We start from the raw sequence: 19,211 nt of genomic DNA, 5'->3' as shown, positions 1-19,211 counted from the left end.
GGTTTCGAAACTAGGTAATGCATGACCGGAGTTAATCAAAAGAAATTCGAACTCTCGACCAGACTAAATACCTGAGGGCATGTTGATATGCGTCAGGTGTGAAATACCCAAGGTTGTGGATGCCGTTGTTACGGACAGTCTTTGTGCGCGATCGAAGGCTCAATTCGAGCATCAGAGACCATCATCTGCGAGCTGTAACCTTATGTACGCTAAGGTACAGAGGCGAGAATACGCGCGGGATTTGGCGGTAGCATTGGAACCGCTTCTCGCCAAACGTGTTTTCCAACGTCATTTCAAAGGAGGACATGATGGCTACCACCAAGACCAACACGAAAACGCTTGATGATCTGTTTCTTGATACGCTCAAGGACATCTACTTCGCCGAGAAGCAGATTTTGAAGGCATTGCCAAAGATGGCCCGCGCTGCGCAGTCCGAAGAAGGCAAGGCGGGTTTCCTTCAGCATCGCGATGAGACCCAGGGTCAGATCGAACGCCTGGAACAGGTTTTCGAACTTCTTGGCAAGCCTGCCCGTGGCAAGACTTGCGAAGCGATCCAGGGGATCATCTCCGAGGGTGAGGAAATCATGGAAGAGTTCAAGGGCTCCCCTGCCTTGGACGCTGGTTTGATTTCCTCGGCTCAGGCGGTAGAGCACTACGAGATCGCGCGTTACGGCACTCTGATCGCCTGGGCCACCCAGCTTGGCTTGAAGGACGCAGTCCCGCTCCTCCAGGCAAACCTCGAAGAAGAGGAAGCGACGGATCAGAAATTGACGCAGCTTGCCGAGACGGCAGCGAACGCGAATGGCGCCAAAGCAGCCTAACGCCTGATCAGGGCTGCCTCGAACGGGGCAGCCCTATTGCATGTCGGCCAGTACCCATCGTCCATTATGTTGCTCGGGATGGGAGATAGTCTGGATAAAGCTTCGACCGCAAACTCCACTTGCAGCATGAACACCCGGATTGTGCTGGGCATAGCGATGCCCGTCAGTTTCTCGCGTGCCAAAAAACGGTCCACGCCCGCCTGCCGCATGCGCCTTTGACCTTCGGCCTGGATTTGCTCCTTCTCACCTGCAGCCTGACTTTTGGATTGGCTTAATCCACCTTCGATCAACTTCAACATTGAAAGTGCCCTGATTTTTGTCCGCCTATCTCAGAGAAAACTGCGATTCCTGGCAAGACGTTCGACTTTGGGCGGCGGCAACTTTCATGCTGCGTGACAAATTCGTGACAGCAATGGTCTTCATAGAAGGAGGCGGAAGCCAGCATCGGTCAAGCCGGTTCGAGCTCTGTGCTGGCGGATTTGCATGCACCGAGCTCTGGGCAACATTGGGTCGCCCGAGCAAGCCAGCGTAAGAATGCTTGCAGATCGAAAGGGATGGACTGGAAACGACGCCTCCCAGCAGACTTCGCGCTGCGGAACGAATCACCTCCGAAATGATTGAGTCGCAGTAGGGTAAGTCTTCGACAGGGATCATTCTTATGCGTAGTCGATCGAAGCCGCTCCTTCGCGATGATCAGGTCGCGAAATCCAGGCCCAAGCGGCCGCGCGACCCTGCGCAACCAAACCTTCCGTTTGATGAAATGCCCTCCCGGATTGAACCGGCTCTAGCACTTCTCAAATCGAAAGCGCCCGTCGGCCCCGACTGGGCTTTAGAGGTGAAATTTGATGGCTATCGGGTGTCGGGGCACATCGAGCCCAGTGGTGTCCGCATTTTGACGCGCGGAGGCCATGACTGGACGCATCGGTTCCCGGCCATCGCTGCCTCAGCCAGAAAACTCGGGGTCGGCACGGCGATACTTGACGGCGAGGCGGTTGTTCTGGACAACAAAGGTCGATCGGATTTCGGAGCCCTCCAGCGTTCACTGGGCGGCCGGGGAGGCAAGCAAGCGTCGGAGGAAGCCGTGTTTTTTGCCTTCGATCTGTTGTATTTTGATGGACATATCCTGACAAACACTGAGATGTCCGTCCGGCGTCACTTACTGGCCGATTTGCTTGCCAGAAGTAACGGCGCGGTACAGCTCTCCGAAGAAGTCGAGGGCGACGGTGAGACGCTGCTTCAAGCCGCCTGCGCACACGGGCTCGAAGGCATCATCGCCAAACATCGAGAGAGCAAGTATCGTTCTGGGCGTACAGGCGACTGGCTTAAAATCAAATGCGTTCGAAGTGAAAGTTTCGTTGTAATCGGGTATGAGCAGAGCAGTGCCGCGCGAGGTGGTATCGGCAGCTTGCTCCTCGCGGCTCGTGATGGAGAAGGATGGAAGTCAGTCGGTTCCGTTGGGACAGGTTTCAAGGAAGCTGATGCCTTCTATCTCAAGCAGACCCTCGACAGGTTGAAGACCAAAAGGCCGGCGGTTCCGATCAGGGGGAAGAATTTGGTCTTCGCACAGCCGACGCTCATTGCCGAGATCAATTTTCGTGGATGGACGGACGATGGCAATCTTCGTCACGCGTCGTACAAGGGCTTGCGTGAGGTCCAGGATAACGCAGCGATCTTCCAGATCGACAGCCAGAAAGCATGATGGAAGCGACGGAGTGCAGCATGTATCCCAGCAACGCGGATCCATCGCACGGCCACTTCGGGTGGCCCAACTGCATCCGGTGCGCGGCCTCCTGACCTTCATCGGTTTCTCGGACCGAACGTCGCGACCGCGGACAGAGCAAGTATCGGAACGATGGAGCCGACTGGTCGTTGTGGATGAAGTGACATCGTCGTTTGCGACCGTTCAGCAACAAGGAGGCCTCAATGGCAGAGCCTACGAAAACAACGTCAGATTTGATACATGCAGTCATGGCGGAGCTGGGTATTGTCGATCCAGTTTCAATCGCTGCTGCCACCGAACGACACGCGGAAATGATTGAAGTTTACAAGCAAGGCAAGATGACCACCGCGGCCCTCAAGCATAGCTTGGCGGCGCGTCCCAACACCGAAGGTGGCAGCGAAAGCGCAGTTGTTGATCACACCCGCCCCCCACAAAGTCGATAGGCGGGCCAGTCGTTCGAACTTGATGATCACGAATAGGAGGTCGTCGCGCCGCGCCCTCTGACACGCTTTTCGCCTCTTAGTGTGTGGCATTGTGGTGGCGGGAGTGTTGAACTCTTCAGAAACGATGAGCCAAGCAGAGGCCAACCACGTTTACCCCTCCGGGATGACGGGGCAAACCACGCCCCGGATGACCTACGGTCTCTTGGGACAAGAGCGGCTCGGGGATTTCTACCCTCCAAGTAAAGGGAATAGGCGAAACATCTTGTCTCTGGAACCGTTGAGCCTCGGTGTCGTTTCAGATAAAACAATCGAGGTCCAATCATGCACAAGAAGTCAGTCATCGTTATTGCCATCTTGTTGGCAGCCTCACCTGCAGCAGCGATCTCTCGCCTGAGCCCGCTGAAGATAACATGTGATCAGGCGCGTGCCGCGGTCCATGACCAGGGTGCGGTAATATTTCGCTGGACCTCGCCGCGTGGCCTACCACTCTATGATCGGTTCGTGCGTAATAGCCGATATTGCGACGCAAACGAATATGCCGAATGGAAGCGGGTCCCTACGCGAGACCGGTCATGCCCGGTCCTCTTTTGTGAGAACGTCGATCGGCTGGACGGAAACTTCATCATCCCTGATAATTCGCTCTGATGAGATGCACGCGCGAAAAATGAGCCATGTCGCGCCTGAGAAACATGGTTTCAGTGCTTTGCCTTGGTGATGGATCCGAGTGCTGGCCTAGCAGCTGGCCTCAAAGTGCTTTTTCACCAGAGGCGACCAGAATCTAGCGAGCCTGCCAATTAGGCAGTTGCTGCCCCTGTGCGAGAACCGCGTCCGAGGAGAGGGAGACGGAAGCCATATGGCGCAAATGCAACGCTCATCCGTTACTCTTGCGCGCTGACGGCCGTTTAGGACGTCCAGTGCTTGCAAAAAGGCACCTATAGGCCTGCCAGCACTTCCCTCAGCGCCTGAATACCCTGAGGCGGCATCAGCCGGCCACGACACCGACGCACAGCAGCGTTCCTCGGCCGGCGTCCAAGACCAAGAAATGGGCGCTCCTTATCCAGAGCCTCTCACCTAATTGTACGCGGTGTCGTCAGTCGCCACGTGGAACTAAAGACGCCTCATTCACCAGATGCCTGAGAGTTAGTCATTTGGGCCGGCTGGCCTATGACTTCTTCTTGAGTGCGCTGGGCTTATGAGCTGCCTTGGCGCCGGTCTTCGAACTCTCAACGATGATCTGCGGATCTGATTGGGACGCTTTGACGTCGTGACCCTTGATCTTCGTCGGGCTGGTTTGTTTCTTGACGACGGTGCCCGTCGTTTCGCCCTGGCTGGTTTTCCAGGTGACATGGTCACCCTTTTTCAGGTCTTTGCTCACAATTTCCTCCGTGCAACACTGAAAAATATTCGGGCTGACCCGTCACTTTGCGGTGACGCGCAGCGCTCCTAGATCGCCGAATGTTCGGTGGAGTGCGGTGATATTGTCCGCAGTTATGTCCGCTGATACTTCGATCTCGCCGCTGAGCTTAGCATCGTCTCGTCCATGTTCAGTGGCTGAGGGAGCGTCGCCACCGCTGACGTCAACACCCGAGGAATTATGACGACCAGCGGCACGAACGAACACATCTGTCCTTTCAATACCGATTTTTTGCACCAGGTGCTCGATCGCGAGGTCCGCAGCTTCCCGCGTTTCGAAAGTTGCTGTAACGGTCTTGGTCTTGCTGTCTGACATTGTCCACTCCTTTGACAGGAATAGAATTGTCAGCAAACAAGTAAGTTCCCGGCCGGCCTTCTTTCTGAGACGACAACGTGCTGGCCTTCGCCAATCACTCGCCTGGCCGTCCCCTCCATCTTGCTGGGGCATGGGGCCCTGTAGCCTGTACCGTCGAGTGAGCCACTATGCGCCTGCGCTCCGATCTAATTGGCTGCCGCGAATGTGGCAGTTTCTCACGGGACCAACTGCGTCGACAAGGCTGAAACTTACGAGATTGACTTGGAGGACCGTATCGATACCTAGCATTTTTCGAGCTGATGATCGCGATGTTCACGCTCGCTGGTCGTGCGTAGGTTCGACTATCGCGCCATTTCATTGGAGGTTGAAGTTGACCCTGATTGAACTTGATAAAGCCGCTTGGATCAATCTCGAACGAGCAGGTACGGACTCCGGCTCAGCCTTGCGCTACCTGAACTTCTGTACGGTCGATCGCGACGGACATCCGCAGGCTCGCCTGGTGGTCCTTCGGGCCGCAAACCGTGAAGACCGCACGATCGAGATCCATACGGATATTCGCTCCGCGAAATGGCGCGAAGTGAGCGCCAATCCAGCAGTGACGGTGTTGGCGTTTGACGCGGCGCGTGGTCAGCAACTTCGATTGCGCGGCAAGGTCAAACGCCATGGGCCAGGGAGCCCCAAAGCGGCAGACGCGTGGGATAGGCTGTCGCCATGGACGCGGTCGACCTACACTGGTGGCCCTCCGGGAGAGTCATCGGCCGACGTGGAGCTTGAGACGGCCAGTGCTGGTGGCGAAGAAGGAAAGTTTGTTTTCGGAGTGATCGTATTTCGGGCTTTTCAACTTGATTGGTTTCAATTGAAGCGCGGTGGCAATCGGCGGGCGATGTTTTTATATGGATCCGGTAGCGAATTGGTGGATGCGCGAGAGATCAACCCCTGATCTTGCTAGGACTCAGCTTGTCGGTTTCGGTAGCACGACCGTAGCCGACAGACCTCCCTCGGGCATGTTCTGCAGCACGAGACGGCCGCCGTAAAGCCCCGAAACTTCCTTGGCTATCGATAAACCGAAGCCGTCCCCCGGCACGGTCTCGTCTAAGCGAACACCTGGGCTCAAAACGTCAGTCAAGTCGTCGCTGTTAATGCCGGGACCGTCGTCGGCGACGACAATTGCGATTTCGCCGCGATCTTGCGCGCCGGCTATTCGAACGGACGAGTTCGCCCACTTGCACGCGTTATCGATTATTGCCCCCAGTATCTCGTCGACGTCTTCGGTGGCGCACGCGACGCTTAGGGTCTCATCCAGCTGGTTTGAGATAGTCAGCTGCCTGTCTACATACAGTTTCTGCATCATCGCCACGATATCATCGACATGCGAGCGAAGCTGAGTAGTGGGAGCGAAACCTGCCGCTGACACCCCTGCCCTGGCCCTTGCCAGGTGATGTTTGATCTGACGGTCGATCCTTTCGACTTGCAGACGCGCCTCTCCGGTCGGATCAGCGTCATCGTTCAAAGCGAGATAGAGACTTGCCACGGGGGTTTTGAGACCATGCGCCATGTTTGCAAATTGGAGCCGTGTTTCGGCAATCCGCAGCTGGTTCTGCTCTACCAAGCGATTGATCTCCACAACGAGCGGGCGCAACTCCTCCGCTTGAGGCTCATCAAGTCCCCTTGATTGACCGGACGAAACGTCGGCAACCTTCTCAGCCAGCGTTCGAAGAGGCGAAAGACCGTAACGGACCTGAAGCAGGATGCCGACAACGAGCAGCCCACCCAACACGAGCATTGCCGGGACGAGAAATAACAGTGCCCGTAGTACGGGCATGACAAGAGCCGAGCGCGGTGCGGTGGCGATGATCTCGACCTCGCCTCCTGCAGTGAACGACTGCGAGGTCAGGAAATGCAGGTTTTGCCCGCGGTTGTCCCGTCCGGCGCCCGCTCGTGGGGTTCCAGTCAGCAGGTTGCGCCAATCAACGGGCTGCGGAGGGTTCGACAAGTTCGCTCCAGAAAGAGAACTGGAGGTCAAACGCTTTCCAGCAGTGCTCACCTGCCAATACCATCCAGACCCGGGCCGATCGAACGGCGGGCCGTCAAGGTTACCGTCAACCGCAAGCGAACCATCGGGGCCAATCTTTATACTGCCCCTGACAGCTTCGATCTGCACGCTCAGCCGCTGGTCGACCTGATCCCTGACCACATTGGCAACGATAAGGGCGAGGACGACGCAAGCAACTACCAGTGCTGCAAGGGCATAGAATATCGAAAAAACGATGAGGCGCCCCGCAATTGTTTGCGGATTTCGCAAACGCGACGCGATCATTTGCTGTTTGCCGTCAGCATGTAGCCGCGTCCGCGTTCTGTCTCGATCCTGTCGGTACCAATCTTTCGTCGAAGCCGCGCGACGATGACTTCGATTGAGTTGGAATCAACATCCGCGTCGCCTTCATAGACCCGCTCGATGAGTTCTCTGCGATCCACGATGACCTCCTTTCGCAACATCAGGCATGAGAGTACACGCCACTCGAAGGCCGTTAGCTTCAACGGTAGTCCTGCGAGCTCAAATGTGCCGAGCTGGGCATCGAACGACAGGTCGCCACAGGTGATGACGGACGCAGCGTGGCCCGCCGAGCGCCGAACGAGGGCGCGCAGCCGAAGGACGAGCTCCTCGACCCGAAAAGGCTTTGTCAGGAAATCGTCCGCTCCAGCCTTGAATGCAGCGACTTTGTCCGGCCAGCCGTCACGGGCCGTCAGCACTACAACAGGAAGCGTACGCCCCGCGTCCCGCCATGATTTTAAAACCGCGACACCATCGATCTTCGGAAGGCCAAGATCCAGGACGGCCGCGTCAAATATCTCTGTGAGCCCGGCGTGCTCGCCGTCTTCGCCGTTTCGAGCGAGATCAACGACGAAGTTCTGCGACCGTAGGGCGGCTGCAATTTGGTGGGAGAGGTCGGCATCGTCCTCTACAAGGAGAATTCGCATGAATACCCGGAAGCTGTTTATAGTCTCACTATGAACTAGGGCGAATTCGCTTAACTGAAACTGAACCGTGTCATTCAGTCTGCGTGTGGACCGAAAATCGTATCGTCACCCTGTCAAAACCAACAGGAGACACTGTGATGTCCATCGAAGATAGCTCGCCAAATCCCCGCGAGAACGAGAAGAACACGTCCCCCGGGCGCCCCACCAAGCACTTTGCGGCGTTCGCCATCTCGGCGTTCGTTGTCCTAGCAGTCGGTGCAGCAGGCGGCGCAACGGCAATGAAGCTCACCAGGCCTAACGTGGAAATGGCGCCGTTGACCCCTGTCGTGATCACGAGCCTGAAAGACAGCAACGCCATCGTGACGATCAAGGGCAACGTTGCAGAGATCTATGGAAACAAGTTCATCATGCAGGATGCTAGCGGCCGAGCGCTGATCGAGACCGGCCCTGCTGGAGATGATGGAAAGCTTGTCGCGCTAGACGAGCCTGTCACCGTTCAGGGAAGGTTTGACGATGGGTTCCTTCGCGCAAGCTATATTGTGCATGGCGACGGAAAAACGGATGCGCTTCGCCCACCGCCCGGCCCCCGCCCACATGGTGGCCCATTGGAGGAGGCCATGCGGCACCTGAAACCCTAGTCATCTCGTTTGCCAACGCCACAGGCCTACCGCATGAAATGGGCGACTTGGAGAGGACGTCTCTTTCGACGTCTTCTCCAACGCCATTTCGATTTCGGGATGGTCGAGCGGTGGTTCTCGGGTCATACGAAGGCGCTCTATCGCTTCTGCCTTCATCTGAGCTTACCATTGCTCATAACGCGCCAAACTTGATCCTGGCGGCCTCTGGCTTTAGAGAGGCCCTAGATAAACATATGGACTGACAGACTTTGACGACATGCTACCTATGGACGCTAGACCGTTTTGGTCAGCAGTCCCGTCAAAGCCTCGCGACTGAAAATGAGCTTCTAGATATACTCAATGGGGAAGCCCTGCCATCTGTGATGCCCGCCGATTGGCTCCTGGCGATGATGCAAATCGACATGGAAGGCAGCGGTCTTTCGATCCATGAGTCCAGCCATAATCCTGAGGATAGGTGGAAGCTTGAACTGAAAATAGCGCGTTGAAGCCAAGGACAGTGCGAAAAGCAGAAGCATGACAATGGGTGAATTTACCGTCGACGGTGCGACGAAGCGGATCTACGAATCCCTCCAGGCCGACAATGTCGGTATCGATGAGCGCATTGCAGATCTCAAGGCGGCTCTGGCGCTTAAGCGTTTGAAGGAGGCCGTATTCGACCCCGTCAAGCTTGTGCAGGGAAATCGCGAGGGCAGAAAGCGAATGAAGGCATATTTCCGCCAGCGTGGGGTGACGGTTAAGTTTCCTACTGATGCTCGGCCAGCAGCAAGGGTCCGAATTGGGTTCGGCCGTGCTGATCATTTCCCGTGACTTTGCCAGATTGTAAGCGGCGAGAAGAGCGCCTTCTCGCAAGCAGTTACCCGTCTGACTTACCTGGTTACCTCGGGGCTTAACAGCCGGGGAATTCGACCAAATGAGCCTGAGCGTGGGAATGCAGATTGAGGGGCCTGTCCACGCCTCTTTTTACGACCTTTGCGAAGTTCAATGTCTCTCGGTTACAGAAGGCTCGGTACCCTCGGCTTCCATTTTCAAACGCGCATCACGGAGACGAGCGGTCTTGGCATGACGCACTGCGCGTTCCCGCTCGACGATTGAACGAGCGATACTGTCGGTATCAGCGGCAAGTTTGCGTCGGCCTTCTTGCGTTATCGATTGCCTGACTAGTCCCATTGAATTTCTCCGGTCGGCTTTCAAACGGTCCCAGCGCCCGGACCAGTTGGTCAAGAAGCGATTCGCTTGAGTTGATTTGAACGAGGTCGACGCTGGCGGTGATCGCTCGCCGGCCTTTCTCGGAATCGATGGCACAGTGGTTCAAAGCGCACCATTCGCGAACGGCGGCAGTAACGGTTTCGATCTGGCCGTCGGTTAGTGATATGAGGGATATCAACATGGGCGGTACTCCTCCGATAGTTCGGCAAGAGCAAGTAGCAACTCCCAAGCGACGTCCACCATTTCAACTCGATGCCGACGAAAGGTAGTGTACTCTCATTTCGAGAGATTGAAACTTTTAACAACCTTTGTACGGTATGGCACAAAAGTGCTTTGAGCTGGAAATTGACAGTGGTGCTGACTAAATGATGTGATGTGCACGCCTGGTTTTAGGGCCGAAACGTATCACCCAGTCAGCCCCTGCACTATCACACACGCATATGAACAGGGCAATATGTCAACCCCGACCGTACGGTATCAGACAATCTGGTCGCGCTTGAGCAGCGTTTCCGAACATAATTTCGAAAGTGTCGATTACATCCACGCTGACGGCAAAACGCTTGTCGGAATAATTTGCGGACGCGACCCTTGGATACTGAATGGAGTTAGATCGATCGCTCTTGGCGCGCTTGCAACTTATCAAGCCGCGGTAACTATTGTCATCGCTGACTCCCGCTGCTCTTGTGCTTTAACTTAGCTTCACACAAATGCCCATGCCAGACGTTCGATATGTTGGGTGGCGGAACTCCTTGCCATGACGGGTGTTAGTGGTGTAGTCGGGCGTAAGCGTAATTGGAGCGCGGTGCTCTCCCTACCCTCGGAAAACCGAGGTCGCTTCCAGCCTTCGCGCTGTGACGCGGGGTTCGAATCCCTGCCCCGACTACCAAATTTCGGCCGCGGGACGAGTACGGCTAAGGGTGTAATAACCTTTGGCCTTTCGTTGCGTTTGACCATAGTGGGCGCCCATATCACGATTGGTCGCGACGGCGATAAATCGGCCGGCCATCTCGATGAACCTTCCGGGATCAGCGAGTTTGCCGGTGAGTGCGCGATCGCGGAACGCCTTCGGCAGACCCTCTCTGCCGTAACCACTGTCAGATCGTTTGGATAAGCGCTTTACGGCTCTTCGGATTTTGCCGGGCCAATCGCAAACACAGTTGTTGGCATAGACCTGGTGAAACCAACCGAGGCTGACGCGATGGGTTGCTAACGGGCCTCGGATGCTAGCGTTCCGTCGAGAATAACGTCTTGGCCGCCCTGTGTTGATCTTGATGCACGCCGAGTCGCACTCATGTCCTCCATCATTTTCTCAGCGAAAATGACAGCTTGTTCGTCATTGACGGCACTATCCACGGACATGCGCACGGTAATGAGCTCGTTGCCCTCCCCATGATACTCTACCGTGATCGTACCCTCGGTCGTTCTCGCTACATTCAGGCCCAAAAGGCGCATCTGAAACGTTCCTCATATTGTCGACGCGACATACATCTCGCTGGCGCATATGAAAGCTCTCGATGATCATATGGTTCCATTCTAAGCGAACCGGCTTGCGACTGGTGCGTTCAAGCTCAGCTTGTGAGAGTTGATTGCGTGCGATAGCGTAATCGATATGCAAACGCCATTGGTTCAGCCTTTCCGGGCGTCCAACCTCGCAGAGCGAGTTTGATGGCGCAACCCTCTCCGCTTTTGGTTGGCCGGCCTTCCGATGACTGAAGCAATCGTGCCTCTCGCGATTTCGCTGAGGGAGCCCGCGGCGCAAAATTCCATTCCAACGTCTTTTCCCGTAATCTGATACCAAGCCTGGATCGTAGGAATGCACAAGTGACGCCGCTTTGCGTTCGAAACACCTTCACTCCGGCGGTGCAATCGAATGGAGGGCAAGTAATGGATTTTGACCCATGGGTTGCGAAGCAGGTTCACATCTAGGATCCCTGCCACAAGGCTACCGCGCCGTTGTCATAGGTGCGAGCGGAGGGATCGGGCGTGCGCTTTGTGATCGTTTAAGAAGCGATGAACAGCTTGGCGAGCTGGTTGAGGTTGCGCGCGGGTCTGACGGGTTCGATCTGCTATCGGAGGTGAACATCGCCGATCGCGCGGGTCGCATCTCGAACGGCCCTATCCATTTGCTGATATGCGCGACGGGCGTGCTTACGACGCACGGTCAGTCACCGGAGAAATCTCTTCGTCAAATCGATCCCGAGATCATGCTTTCGCAGTTTCGCGTCAATGCGATCGGCCCAGCGTTGGTGGCAAAGCATTTTCTGCCGCAGCTGGATCGCAGGTCTCGGACGGCGGCGGTGTTTCTGTCCGCACGCGTTGGCTCCATTACAGATAACAAAAAGGGCGGCTGGATCTCGTATCGCGCGTCCAAGGCGGCGCTCAATCAGATTGTTCGAACAGCCTCCATCGAGTTGACGCGAACGCATCCAAATGCCGTCGTCACAGCTATGCATCCGGGAACAGTTCGAACGCCCCTCTCTGCTCCCTACTCAAAGGGTCATCCGACGGTCAGTCCCGAAGAAGCGGCCACCTCAATCCTTCGCGCGCTGGACAGACAGACTGAGACGGGCAAGTTCATCGCATACGATGGCAGCCCGATTGAATGGTAGTGCGGTTGCCACAAGCAAGAGCAAGCTACCTAACAGTCCAGAGGGGTGGAGCCCGCCTTACCGCGATTGAAACATAATCGGAGCCTCGGCCCTCTTGGCCACTGGCTGCCCGCCATATCGAACTTTTTCTAAAGTGTGAGGCAGGTCGGGTAAGGCCGCGTCGTTGTGGAAGAGGATCCAGGACGCACAGGATCTGGCGTTGCAGCGACGATTGCTCGGCAGATATCTCGTCGGGGGACAAGCGTTCAGCACTGCCAGAATATCGGTAGTCCAGAAGCAAAAAACCGGCGCAACGCTTGTTTCCATCTTGGTGATGGGAGCGACGGTCGCCATGTGCGCCAACAATCAAATCGAGGCGGTTCTGCAGCTGCCAGGCCGTCATTGATGACGATCGCGCGGCGGACGGCAGCCTTTGCTCAAAAAGAGCTTGTTGTCGAAGCTTGGCATATAACTCGGAAGCCTCACGCGGCGGCGGCGTTTGAGAACGAGACCGACCTTTGCCTCGAAACCCATGAACACTCCCTCTCATCACGCAATAGCCTTGTGAGCAGTTGAGCGCCATCGGTGGTCTAGCTAGCTTTCCGGCGCGGGTTTCACAGATTAGTGACGGCTGCAAAAAGGGGGAAAGTCTTCATCCGCGCGATCGGGGTAGAGGGTCCGTCTCATCTTGCGGATCGCGTCGGCTTCCCGACGGTGCCTAGCGAGCATTATTTTCGTCACCTCTGTGAAAGGTGCGCCCTCGGTTTCCGCGACACGAACGATGCCACCATGGCTGAGGAATTCACAAAACGCCTCGACCGACCGAAGTCGTGTCGTCAAGGCAACATAGTCATCTTCAAGTCTGCTCTGCATAGCTGCCTCCTTGAAGAAACTCAGCCCGAAAACGACGGTATAGCAAAGGATGCGCGGTGGTGGCAATGCGAGCGCCAATTTCCATGTTTGTGGCGGCAAGATTACTGGCAGCTCCAAAAGTGCCAACCAGATCGAAGGCAAGCTAATTGGGGAGCATCGCTGGTTCGGGGAACGCAAGCTCATATTCAGCTGCGGCCGCGTCGTGAGTTTTTCGGTTGCTTGGATTTTGTGCTTTTCAAAAACCTGTTGGGCGGAGCTCAAAGTCCCCGGGCGATTTCGCGCGGGCACCATATGCGGCGTGCGCTGCACGGCAGCTTTTGGAAGGCATCGACGAGAATTACGATGCTTGAGCACAGCAGTGGTCGCGCAGCTTCTGGCAAACCGCGGGCCATGTAAGACGCAAGCTCAGGCTCAGACAGTAAGCACCGTGGCCGCCTTGGGCGACCAACGGGCAACGAGCACGGGGGCCACATCCGGTGTTCAGCCGCGAAAGCAGCCAGACGTCCTAATAGCCACAAGCCCTCCGAAGCTAAATACAAAGGCGAAATATGCGCAACCTCCTCCTTCGTCCAACGTTACAGCTATAGGCGCGCCACGGGGCTCGCCCATCTGTCTAGGAGGATGTGATGAAAACTATCAACGAATGGCTTGACGACAATCTGGGACGGGAGCTTAATCCCGGCGACAGCGCGGCCGTTGAACAACAAGCCGAGTTTCTGCGAGCGGAAGCGGAAGCCGCAGGCTACTCTTTTGATGAACTGAACACAGCCTGTGGCGGCGATATAGCGGAGTATATCAGGAATCGAAACGACGCTCCTGGCGATAAGATGGCGGGTGACTTGTCCCCGATCTTAACCCCTGGTTTCAATCAACAGTAAACGCCTGAGTAAAAGAGCAGCGGGCGTGGGTGTCCTGTATTGGTTTGGTCTCAGACCAGCGCCGAGTGCCACGCCGATCAATCGGCCTTACGACTAGCGTGTTCGGCCAATTAGAGTGTCGGTTTATGCCACTGCGTGTTCTGACGTTTGTGTGTGGCCGGCCGAAGATTTGTGTGCAATAGGGCCGCCGCCCCCATGCATCATTTCCGGTCTCTCCTCCGGGAAATGGTGCTCTTTTTCAATCTGTTCAAAGCCTTCAGGTCGAAGGCTCGCGTTCCACTCGAACGCACTTCGTGAAGCAGTGTGGCATTCTAGCACTCGACTCTACATCGAAAGCGCAGTTGTGTGGGATTGAATGGGGAGATGCTAATGTATTACGAGTGGAACGAGTTACGGTTTCGTCGCCAGTATATAATCAAATTCGTTTCGGCATGGGCCATTGCGATAACGGTTGCTTTCCTGCCGGTTTGGTGGCTCGTTCAAGAAGCTACGTTCCCCTGACGCCAGGGATCTTTCATCTGCTACCTTGGCTTCGGATAGGTTCTTGCGTCATAGAATAGTCGCTTGAATTGCCTCATCGATCGGGCAGCGGCAGGCAACCTCTTGCACGATGACAATAGCGGAAGAACCGCAGGGCCCGGACGGATAGGCCCCAGCCCGCGGGTTTCAGTGTCCCGCGCGGAGAAGTTCAAGCAAGCTTATCTAGACGAACCCGGCTCAAAGGGCTCATGGATCGCCGATTAAGAACAGATGTCGATACGATCGAGCCCGCTCGGTCAGCCCCGAACGGGCAAGAATTCGATTGAGCTCGTGATGGGTACTTATGAACCCACGTTACGATCGGAGCGACGTTTCGCAACTAGCGGAACTTCCTCGATATTTGCCAGCAAATGACGCCTAATCAAGAACCGACGGACGCCTTCACGGATCGCAGGGAGGGGGACAATACCTTGCGCGGCCATACGGCAGGCTTTGTCGAGCAGGTTATATCTTGTATCTCTCGCCTCTTCCGGGAGTTCCTCCAAGAAATCGAAGACGTCCTCAAGACTGGCCAGTTCTTGAATGTAGTGGCGTTTTTTCATAAACAGTGGTGCGTCAAACAGTGTGTTTGCCATCGTCATCTCCTTTCTTAGACGCGTTTGACGGCGCACGATTTGGGAAGTGAAATTAGTATTTCAACCCCCTCCTTTTTAGCGCAATCTGCAGGCCCGGAAAAGCAAAAGGCGCCGGCGCGCGACAACAATTTCGTCGAATGCGCTTTCAAGGCGCGGTGTGGCCAAAGACAGTGGTCATCAAGCCCTCAGCGCGCCGCAGCGTTCGTCTTTGGTCGCAACCGGGAGTGGGACTTCGGTCCGAGAGGGGGAACGGTCCCACGCCGAATGCATTTCCTCTCGAGTAAACAAAAAGGAACCAAGATGAGCGTAGATCTCTGGGACAAACCTATTGAACTCATGATGGACAGTGCCGATCACTTCCGCTGTGTTGGGAGCAACAGGGAAGCTGTCGCGTTTTTGATGACGTCCTGGCCGACGAAAGGTGGAAAATCGTTTTCCGTGGCCCGGCGAGCCTGTCTACAAGCGCTTGACGGAAAAATGGCCACCGCGAAGGCGAAACATGCTTTTGTTCATGCGGCAAGGGAAGCGGGCATCTTGAGAGGTTGACTTCCTCACACCTGCTCGGCCGAACTGTATATCGAAAATGACTGTATGACGATGAGAGATCGCGGACTGAGGTGAACGCAGCAGTATTTCTGGGGGCGCCTTCAGATATGCATGCAAGAGCAAACCGCATCTCACGTTCTCCTCAGCGCTGAACAGAGAGAAACAAGATGCATTTTGTACGTTAGCGTACGGAAAAATTTCTTTTCGCGCAACGCGCTATATCCAGTCATCATGCTGTTATATCGCAACCGCTTGCTGAGCGTTCTGTCGTCGGATGTGAGACGGTCGTTGCAGCCTTTTTTGAAGCGACGATCATTTCATCGCGGAGAAAAGATCGAGCAACCTCCTCACATGATCCATAGCGCGCTTTTCGTTGAAGAGGGCGTGATTTCCGTTATTTTCCCCTTGTCGCCTGCCGTCAACGTCGAGGTCGGTATGATAGGGCGAGAAGGAATGACTGGCATCAGTCTCCTCACCGACGCCTCGCCAGCGCGTTTCGTTGCCGAGGCGCGCACCGACGGTTGGGCACTCGAGATTCTGCCGGATGCGCTAAAGGCGCTGGTGCGACAAGACGAAGAGTTGGCGTTTAGGCTTGCACGGTATGACGCATGGCGCAACGTCCAGTCCGCCATGATCGCCGCGAGCGGGCGCGCCGGTAACATCGAGCAGAACCTCGCGCGCGAGCTGCTCATGCTGCATGACCGGATCGATGGGGATAGGATCGTGGCGACGCACGACGAACTTGGTAGCTATATCAACGTCAGGCGCGCGAGCGTGACCGAATGGCTGCATGTCTTCGAAGGTGAGCATTGGATCCGGTCTAAGCGTGGGTATGTCGAGATCGTGGATCGCCCTGGCCTTGAAGCGGCTGCCGGAGATTTCTATGGCGCCGCCGAAAACGCGTGGTTCGATATGCTGGCAAAACTGCCACCTGATGCCATGGCGGCACAGTGATAGTCGCTTATGAAACCTCATGTGAGTTTCCAATGATTGAGCGGTCGACGTAATCGCCGTGTCGCTCAAAAGTCGAGACAGGGCGACGGGCTTTGTTTCCGCTAGAGCTTCGCCGTCTTCTTTAGCTGGCGACGGAACATGTCGCCCTATTGAGAGTTACTGTCCCGCCGAGCAGGTTTCCATGCTTTCTCGGCGTGTGGAGGGCCAAAAGTCCCTCAACGCTTGTCGGCTCTCCACATCCTTTCGCAACAACTCGTCGTCGATACCCGTTGGACAGCAATGGACAGCAATCTTCTCTGATCAATTGGTGAACCGCCCGTCCGCTAAGGACTTGAGAGGACCAAGCATGATCGTCCGTGGTCCAAGTCTTAGCATCGCGCTATTGCTTCACAGCCTGACGAGCGACGAGTCCAAGTCGCCGCGGTCAGGCGTTAATTGAGAGACGGTCACCTTGGCGAAGGAAGCCGGACCTGCTGAAGTCGGCGATCCATCACGTGCGCTCATGTGGCGCCTCACGAAAGCTGGGCTCGCGCACAGATAGCCAACTCCTACCGGTTCGAAATTCAAGACCACGGGAATACCACTTTCAAGGTGCGGCGCATTTTCGCAATACATTGATGCGACGGCCACTACGAGGCACGCGTCAACTGGATTTCTCACCAACATTGCACGTCTCGGTCGCCTGAGGGGCGGCTATCCACATGTTGCGTATTAGCCGCAGGTGATGAGAAATCTCGTGTCGAGAACAAAGACTGGTTTACCGCAACTTTAACGGTGCTACCAAAGGGTTGATAGGCGAGATTCGCCGACATCGAGCGCTTCGCATGGGGACAAATATGAAAGCATCTATCGGTCACGGCTTGCTGTATGCGGCAATTGTCGTGAATACCTCGCTTTTGCCCGTATACGCGCACGCGGATGAGAAGATCTTCGACGAACTGCGATTTGGCGCCTCGGCGTCGATCCAGGACGGTCACAGCCACGAAGAAGGTGTCTTTCCGGAAGTCACGGTCTTCTTCGATCCGTTCGGCCAGGACACGGCAACAGACTGGAAGCAGACGCTGGCTCGCCCACGGCTGAACCTCGGCACCTCTATCGGCACCTCCGGTGAGGCGACGCAGATCTTCGGCGGCCTGGCCTGGACCGTGAACTTCAACGAAAAGTTGTTTGCCGAGGCCGGATTTGGCGGGGTCTGGCACAATGGCGATCTCAAAAACAGCGTGGACGGTCCCAACCTTGGCTGCCGGTTCCTTTTCCATGAATATCTCGGCGTTGGTTATCGCCTCGATGCCCACTGGAACCTCATGGCGCAAGTTGCTCATTCCTCGCACGCCAATCTCTGCGACGGACCCAACAACGGCATGACACGCGCTGGAGTGCAGGTCGGGTATAAGTTCTAAAGTCCAAAGTGACGCCAGCCCAGACCACCCGGATAATGGCGAGCGCCTTTAAGGGGCTCTCGATTGACGTTGTTTCGCGGACTTAGCGCGATAATTGTCGCTTGCAACCGACGACGAACTGGCCACGCCGGACCCGCCGGCGCGATTATGTGATCAAGAATTGCGGGAGGCGCTATGCTATCACGACTGGGGCCTACTCCTTTCCGCTAAATGTACATTACGGGCGGATGTGATCTACCTGACAGAAACTGAAACGGTCCCTGTCATGCCAAATGCCCGCCGACACCCCCGGCGGGCTTTTCTGTAATTGATGACTGCCCCTTTTTTTATGTTGCACCTCGGTGCTCGACTACAATCGGCGGGGATCTCAGCGCTGCTCACCCTTAACGCTTGCGACGTGAGATCCTGTGAGCGGCCCAACCAGACTGCAATATGTCAACAGCGGGGCCAATAGCTGGGACCGTCTCGATCGGAATCTCCCCTGAAGATCGTGCCCCGTAGCGTGGTGTAAGTCGACGGTAGCAAAGCCGCTCGCGAGCGCGCCCTCAGCGCGCTGTAGCGAGTGAGCGGCTTTGCGGGCGGTCATCGATAATCTCCGGTATGGTTGGGTTGCTGACACTCAACCAGATACGAAGGATACATCGATGACCAACGACATAATGGACCTACGCGAGCTCGTGGAGAAGACCCCGGACGCGGATATTCTGCGCGACATGATCGGTTTTGCTGCTGAGCGACTAATGGAATTGGAAGTTAGCGCTGCAACTGGCGCGGCCTACGGTGAGAAGAGCCCATCGCGATTGGCGCAACGCAACGGTTATCGCGACCGTGACTGGGAGACGCGTGCAGGTACGGTAGAGCTGCGTATCCCAAAGCTGCGTAAAGGGTCTTACTTCCCAACCTTCCTCGAGCCACGTCGCATGGCCGAGAAGGCGCTGACAGCTGTTATCCAGGAAGCTTACATTCAGGGCATCTCGACGCGTTCCGTAGATGATCTCGTCAAAGCCATGGGGATGAGCGGCATCTCAAAGAGCCAGGTTTCCCGCCTGTGCGAAGAGATCGATGACAAGGTCAAAGCCTTTCTCGATCGGCCAATCGAGGGCGACTGGCCGTATTTGTGGGTGGATGGCACCTACCTCAAAGTGCGGCGCGGTGGTCGCATCATCTCTGTTGCCGCCATCATCGCGGTGGGCGTCAACACCGATGGTCGACGAGAAGTCCTCGGTATGGAGGTCGGGACCTCAGAAGCTGAGCCGATCTGGACAGAGTTCTTGCGCAAGCTGACGCGACGAGGCCTACGCGGCGTTAAGTTGGTCATCTC

At 56.0% G+C, this 19,211-nt stretch carries 22 protein-coding genes and 1 tRNA gene; 14 read left to right on the top strand and 9 right to left on the bottom strand.

The genetic code is table 11. From position 1 onward, the window contains the following. The first annotated feature begins 308 nt into the window (after positions 1–308). Positions 309–821 (top strand): ferritin-like domain-containing protein, encoded by a 513-nt coding sequence (locus ACIQUB_RS29820; protein ID WP_402935339.1) that lies wholly within the window; start codon positions 309–311, stop codon positions 819–821. Here the strand turns inward: ACIQUB_RS29820 and ACIQUB_RS29815 are convergent. Next, positions 818–1,120, bottom strand: a complete 303-nt coding sequence (locus ACIQUB_RS29815) for a hypothetical protein (RefSeq protein ID WP_402935176.1) — start codon at positions 1,118–1,120, stop codon at positions 818–820. The genes ACIQUB_RS29820 and ACIQUB_RS29815 overlap by 4 nt on opposite strands. A gap of 359 nt (positions 1,121–1,479) precedes the next feature. Here ACIQUB_RS29815 and ligD point away from each other — a divergent pair, with 359 nt between their 5' ends. The 3 genes from ligD (at position 1,480) to ACIQUB_RS29800 (ending at position 3,629) form a co-directional block, all read left to right on the top strand. After that, positions 1,480–2,520 carry a non-homologous end-joining DNA ligase gene (gene ligD, locus ACIQUB_RS29810; protein ID WP_402935173.1) on the top strand — a complete coding sequence of 347 codons (1,041 nt, stop codon included), beginning with the start codon at positions 1,480–1,482 and terminating at the stop codon, positions 2,518–2,520. Between the two features lie 224 nt (positions 2,521–2,744). Beyond that, on the top strand, positions 2,745–2,984 hold the full coding sequence (locus tag ACIQUB_RS29805) for a hypothetical protein (RefSeq protein WP_402935170.1): 240 nt from the start codon (positions 2,745–2,747) through the stop codon (positions 2,982–2,984). Between the two features lie 321 nt (positions 2,985–3,305). After that, positions 3,306–3,629 carry a hypothetical protein gene (locus tag ACIQUB_RS29800; protein WP_113237876.1) on the top strand — a complete coding sequence of 108 codons (324 nt, stop codon included), beginning with the start codon at positions 3,306–3,308 and terminating at the stop codon, positions 3,627–3,629. Positions 3,630–4,146: 517 nt separating this feature from the next. Here the strand turns inward: ACIQUB_RS29800 and ACIQUB_RS29795 are convergent. Beyond that, a complete protein-coding gene (locus tag ACIQUB_RS29795) occupies positions 4,147–4,359 on the bottom strand; it encodes a DUF2945 domain-containing protein (protein WP_113237875.1) in 213 nt (70 codons plus the stop codon). Positions 4,360–4,401: 42 nt separating this feature from the next. Then, entirely contained in the window at positions 4,402–4,713 is a 312-nt protein-coding gene (locus ACIQUB_RS29790; RefSeq protein WP_018901397.1) for a hypothetical protein, read from the bottom strand. A gap of 370 nt (positions 4,714–5,083) precedes the next feature. On the opposite strand from ACIQUB_RS29790, the gene ACIQUB_RS29785 reads away from it, so the two are divergent. Further along, positions 5,084–5,653: a pyridoxamine 5'-phosphate oxidase family protein gene (locus tag ACIQUB_RS29785; protein WP_402935164.1), complete on the top strand. Its 570-nt coding sequence runs from the start codon at positions 5,084–5,086 to the stop codon at positions 5,651–5,653. 12 nt (positions 5,654–5,665) lie between these two features. Here ACIQUB_RS29785 and ACIQUB_RS29780 read toward each other — a convergent pair whose 3' ends face one another. Both ACIQUB_RS29780 and ACIQUB_RS29775 read right to left on the bottom strand, forming a co-directional pair. Continuing rightward, positions 5,666–7,030 carry a sensor histidine kinase gene (locus tag ACIQUB_RS29780; protein ID WP_402935161.1) on the bottom strand — a complete coding sequence of 455 codons (1,365 nt, stop codon included), beginning with the start codon at positions 7,028–7,030 and terminating at the stop codon, positions 5,666–5,668. Beyond that, positions 7,027–7,692: a response regulator transcription factor gene (locus ACIQUB_RS29775; RefSeq protein WP_113237872.1), complete on the bottom strand. Its 666-nt coding sequence runs from the start codon at positions 7,690–7,692 to the stop codon at positions 7,027–7,029. Before ACIQUB_RS29775 ends, ACIQUB_RS29780 begins: the two co-directional genes overlap by 4 nt. 137 nt (positions 7,693–7,829) lie before the next feature. On the opposite strand from ACIQUB_RS29775, the gene ACIQUB_RS29770 reads away from it, so the two are divergent. Together ACIQUB_RS29770 and ACIQUB_RS29765 are read left to right on the top strand one after the other, a co-directional pair. Then, positions 7,830–8,330: a hypothetical protein gene (locus ACIQUB_RS29770; protein WP_402935157.1), complete on the top strand. Its 501-nt coding sequence runs from the start codon at positions 7,830–7,832 to the stop codon at positions 8,328–8,330. Between the two features lie 519 nt (positions 8,331–8,849). Further along, positions 8,850–9,137 (top strand): hypothetical protein, encoded by a 288-nt coding sequence (locus tag ACIQUB_RS29765; protein WP_402935154.1) that lies wholly within the window; start codon positions 8,850–8,852, stop codon positions 9,135–9,137. A gap of 304 nt (positions 9,138–9,441) precedes the next feature. Here ACIQUB_RS29765 and ACIQUB_RS29760 read toward each other — a convergent pair whose 3' ends face one another. Further along, complete coding sequence (locus tag ACIQUB_RS29760; RefSeq protein ID WP_402935151.1) at positions 9,442–9,717, bottom strand: hypothetical protein; 276 nt, start codon at positions 9,715–9,717, stop codon at positions 9,442–9,444. 593 nt (positions 9,718–10,310) lie between these two features. Between ACIQUB_RS29760 and ACIQUB_RS29755 the strand changes: the two genes are divergently transcribed. Together ACIQUB_RS29755 and ACIQUB_RS29750 are read left to right on the top strand one after the other, a co-directional pair. Continuing rightward, positions 10,311–10,422 (top strand) — tRNA-OTHER (locus ACIQUB_RS29755). A 1,012-nt stretch (positions 10,423–11,434) separates the two neighbouring features. Next, positions 11,435–12,145, top strand: coding sequence for an SDR family NAD(P)-dependent oxidoreductase (locus ACIQUB_RS29750; protein WP_402935148.1), 711 nt, complete (start codon positions 11,435–11,437; stop codon positions 12,143–12,145). A 378-nt stretch (positions 12,146–12,523) separates the two neighbouring features. Here the strand turns inward: ACIQUB_RS29750 and ACIQUB_RS29745 are convergent, their stop codons facing one another. Together ACIQUB_RS29745 and ACIQUB_RS29740 are read right to left on the bottom strand one after the other, a co-directional pair. Then, complete coding sequence (locus tag ACIQUB_RS29745) at positions 12,524–12,658, bottom strand: hypothetical protein (RefSeq protein WP_402935145.1); 135 nt, start codon at positions 12,656–12,658, stop codon at positions 12,524–12,526. 87 nt (positions 12,659–12,745) lie between these two features. Continuing rightward, entirely contained in the window at positions 12,746–13,306 is a 561-nt protein-coding gene (locus tag ACIQUB_RS29740) for a hypothetical protein (protein ID WP_402935142.1), read from the bottom strand. A 317-nt stretch (positions 13,307–13,623) separates the two neighbouring features. Between ACIQUB_RS29740 and ACIQUB_RS29735 the strand changes: the two genes are divergently transcribed. After that, positions 13,624–13,875, top strand: a complete 252-nt coding sequence (locus ACIQUB_RS29735; RefSeq protein WP_402935139.1) for a hypothetical protein — start codon at positions 13,624–13,626, stop codon at positions 13,873–13,875. Positions 13,876–14,696: 821 nt separating this feature from the next. Here ACIQUB_RS29735 and ACIQUB_RS29730 read toward each other — a convergent pair. Next, positions 14,697–14,990 (bottom strand): DUF982 domain-containing protein, encoded by a 294-nt coding sequence (locus ACIQUB_RS29730; RefSeq protein WP_018901413.1) that lies wholly within the window; start codon positions 14,988–14,990, stop codon positions 14,697–14,699. A 300-nt stretch (positions 14,991–15,290) separates the two neighbouring features. On the opposite strand from ACIQUB_RS29730, the gene ACIQUB_RS29725 reads away from it, so the two are divergent. The 4 genes from ACIQUB_RS29725 to ACIQUB_RS29710 all read left to right on the top strand — a co-directional run. Next, complete coding sequence (locus ACIQUB_RS29725; protein ID WP_402935136.1) at positions 15,291–15,536, top strand: DUF982 domain-containing protein; 246 nt, start codon at positions 15,291–15,293, stop codon at positions 15,534–15,536. Between the two features lie 111 nt (positions 15,537–15,647). Beyond that, on the top strand, positions 15,648–16,490 hold the full coding sequence (locus ACIQUB_RS29720) for a Crp/Fnr family transcriptional regulator (protein WP_402935133.1): 843 nt from the start codon (positions 15,648–15,650) through the stop codon (positions 16,488–16,490). 836 nt (positions 16,491–17,326) lie between these two features. Beyond that, on the top strand, positions 17,327–17,890 hold the full coding sequence (locus tag ACIQUB_RS29715; RefSeq protein ID WP_026283527.1) for an acyloxyacyl hydrolase: 564 nt from the start codon (positions 17,327–17,329) through the stop codon (positions 17,888–17,890). A gap of 644 nt (positions 17,891–18,534) precedes the next feature. Beyond that, positions 18,535–19,211, top strand: a 677-nt coding sequence (locus ACIQUB_RS29710) for an IS256 family transposase (protein WP_402935129.1), incomplete at its 3' end; no start/stop codon positions are given.

The sequence above is a fragment of the Rhizobium sp. NPDC090275 genome, from assembly GCF_044772225.1.
Taxonomy (GTDB): Bacteria; Pseudomonadota; Alphaproteobacteria; order Rhizobiales; family Rhizobiaceae; genus Rhizobium.
The sequence above is the reverse complement of the archived record's forward strand: the minus strand, read 5'-3'. Positions and strand labels throughout refer to the sequence as shown.